Raw genomic sequence first — 2,776 nt, 5'->3', positions numbered from 1 at the left:
CACCTATTCTTTTCCTTCAATCATGAGCAAGAATATCTTGCAACGTAGATTAGGAAGAGGATTCTTACTAATCGTGCCAACTTCCGGAAAAAAGGTGGTGAAAACCTGTGGCATCTTTACGCGATATAAAAGCGAAGATTAACTCGACAAAGAAAACGAGTCAAATTACGAAAGCGATGGAGATGGTATCTGCATCTAAGTTAAACCGTGCAGAACAAAATGCTAAATCTTTCGTTCCGTATATGGAAAAGATTCAAGAAGTAGTAGCGAGCATTGCGCAAGGAAGTAAAGGGATTAATCATCCAATGCTAAATGCGCGTCCTGTAAAGCGTACAGGGTACATCGTTATTACATCTGATCGCGGACTAGCAGGGTGGTCCAGCGCGTGCTGGGGGAGAACGGCGTCGAACTGGTTACCCGGATCGCCGGCCTGCTGCTGTCCGCGATTGCCGTGCAGATGATTGCCGACGCCGTGCACGCCTTCGTGAAGAGCTGGACCTGACGCAGCCGCCCCCAACTGACTCGCAGTTGTTGCCGTTTTGGGGCCCCAAAACGACAACAAATGCGGGTTAGTTGGGCTGGACTGCGGAGGGCTCGGGCTGGGCAGCGGAAGGCTCGGGCTGGGCGGAAGGCATCGCTGTGAAGTGCGCGTGCGCGCCGAGCCGTTTGGCCATGACGTCGAGGGCGGCCTGGTTCTGGTCGACGCAGACGAACTTCCGGTCAAGCTTCGCAGCCACGGCGCCGAGCGTGCCGGAGCCCGCGAAGAAGTCCAGACACCAGTCGCCGGGACGGCTGGAGGCTGCCACGACCCGGCGGATCAGGCCCTCGGGCTTCTGCGTCGGGTAGCCGGTCTTTTCCTTGCCGGTGGGCGAGACGATGGTGTGCCACCAGACGTCGGTGGGCAGCTTGCCGAGCTCGCGCTTCGCCGGTGTGACGAGGCCCGGCGCCATGTACGGCTCGCGGTCCACCTCGGCGCTGTCGAAGTGGTACTTCGCCGGGTTCTTCACGTACACGAGGATGTTGTCGTGTTTGGTCGGCCAGCGGAATTTGGCGCGGGCGCCGTAGTCGTAGGCCCAGATGATCTCGTTGAGGAAGCACTCGCGGCCGAAGATCGCATCCAGCATGACCTTGGCGTAGTGCACCTCCCGGTAGTCGAGGTGCAGGTACAGGGTGCCGTCGTCGGCCAGCAGCCGCCAGGCCTCCACGAGCCGCGGCTCCAGGAAGGACCAGTAGTCGCTGAACGCGTCGTCGTAGCTGTGCAGCGCGCCCTTGATGGTGTCGTAAGAGCGGCCCTTGAAGCCGACCCGGTCGCCCGCGCCACCGGTGTTGAACACCATCTTCGTTTCCTGGCGCTTCTGGACCCGGCCGGTGTTGAACGGCGGATCCACATAAATGAGTGTGAAGGCGCCGTCCGGCAGCGACGGGAGGTAGGCCGCGTTGTCCGCGTGTACCACCAGATTGYTGCCGTCCGGCGCCCAGACGGTTTCAGTCATGAAGGGATTAGGCCTCGGCGCTGCGTGCTGCGTGGCTCTCGCCGGTCACCACTTCGCCGTTGTGGCGGCGCGTGCGGGTGCGGCGGCGCGCACGGGTGGCCCGGTCTACCTCGGTCGGAGCGCCGTTCCTGGCCGCCGGGGCGGCTGCCTCAGCGGGTCCGGCTGCGGCTTCCTTCTCGGGGGAACGACGACGACGCTCGCCCGAGCGGCCGCCGTCGCGCCCACCATCGCGGCCGCCGGAGCGCCCGCTCTCGCGCCCGGCTTCACGGGAACCGCGGCCTCCGTCGCGTCCGCTGGCCTTGGCGCCGTCACGTCCGCCGTCGCGTCCGCTGTTTTGTGCGCTGCCGCGCGCGTGCTTCTTGCCGGTCTCGCCGAGGTCCTCAAGGACTTCGGCGTCGACACCGGCGAGCACCCGCTTGTCGCGGGGCAGGCGGCCCTTGGTTCCGACAGGGATGTCCAGTTCCTCGTACAGGTGCGGAGAGGAGGAATAGGTCTCGACCGGCTCCGGGTAGCTCAGGCCCAGGGCCTTGTTGATCAGGCCCCAGCGGGGCATGTCGTCCCAGTCGACGAAGGTCACTGCGGTGCCCTTGTTGCCGGCCCGGCCCGTGCGGCCCACCCGGTGCAGGTAGATCTTCTCGTCTTCGACGCATTGGTAGTTGATCACGTGCGTGACGYCRTCGACRTCGATRCCRCGGGCRGCGAYRTCGGTGGCRACSAGGACGTCCACCTTGTTGTTGCGGAAGGCGCGCAGCGCCTGCTCGCGGGCGCCCTGGCCCAGGTCGCCGTGGATGGCGGCGGCGGCGAAGCCGCGGTCCACGAGTTCCTCGGCCACCTTGGCGGCGGTGCGCTTGGTCTTGGTGAAGATGATGGTGCGGCCGCGGCCGCGGGCCTGCAGGATGCGGGCCACGACCTCGATCTTGTCCATGCTGTGGGCACGGTAGATCAGCTGGCGGATGTCGCGCTTGGTCAGGCCCTCGTCGTCCGGGTCGGCGGCGCGGATGTGCGTCGGCTTGGTCATGTAGCGGCGGGCCATCGCCACAACCGGGCCCGGCATGGTGGCCGAGAACAGCATCGTCTGGCGGACCGCGGGGGTGCCGGCGATGAGGGTCTCGACGTCCGGGAGGAAGCCTAGATCCAGCATTTCGTCCGCCTCGTCAAGGATGACCATCTTGACGTTCTTCAGGACGAGGTGCTTCTGCTTGTAGAGGTCAATGAGGCGGCCGGGCGTGCCGACAACAATCTCGACGCCCTTCTGCAGCGACTCAATCTGCGGCTCGTAGGCG

2 protein-coding genes and 2 pseudogenes are annotated in these 2,776 nt (G+C 64.4%); 2 read left to right on the top strand and 2 right to left on the bottom strand.

Annotation, left to right across the window (positions count from 1 at the left end):
* Positions 1-107: 107 nt before the first annotated feature.
* Positions 108-410: pseudogene (locus tag AB4Y86_RS16115) on the top strand (F0F1 ATP synthase subunit gamma); the annotation flags it as partial.
* Positions 362-502, top strand: a pseudogene (locus AB4Y86_RS16110) (MarC family protein); the annotation flags it as partial. The pseudogenes AB4Y86_RS16115 and AB4Y86_RS16110, both read left to right, overlap by 49 nt.
* 67 nt (positions 503-569) lie before the next feature.
* On the opposite strand, the gene AB4Y86_RS16105 reads toward AB4Y86_RS16110, so the two are convergent.
* Together AB4Y86_RS16105 and AB4Y86_RS16100 are read right to left on the bottom strand one after the other, a co-directional pair.
* Positions 570-1,493, bottom strand: coding sequence for a DNA-methyltransferase (locus tag AB4Y86_RS16105; protein ID WP_441403187.1), 924 nt, complete (start codon positions 1,491-1,493; stop codon positions 570-572).
* Positions 1,494-1,500: 7 nt separating this feature from the next.
* The coding region (locus AB4Y86_RS16100; RefSeq protein WP_441403186.1) for a DEAD/DEAH box helicase at positions 1,501-2,776 on the bottom strand (1,276 nt) is incomplete at its 5' end.

Origin of the sequence: Arthrobacter sp. 2YAF22_2 (genome assembly GCF_052114645.1) — a bacterium.
In the GTDB taxonomy this organism is placed as follows: Bacteria; Actinomycetota; Actinomycetes; order Actinomycetales; family Micrococcaceae; genus Arthrobacter.
Note: the sequence above shows the minus strand (reverse complement) of the source record. Positions and strands in the feature narration are given on the sequence as shown.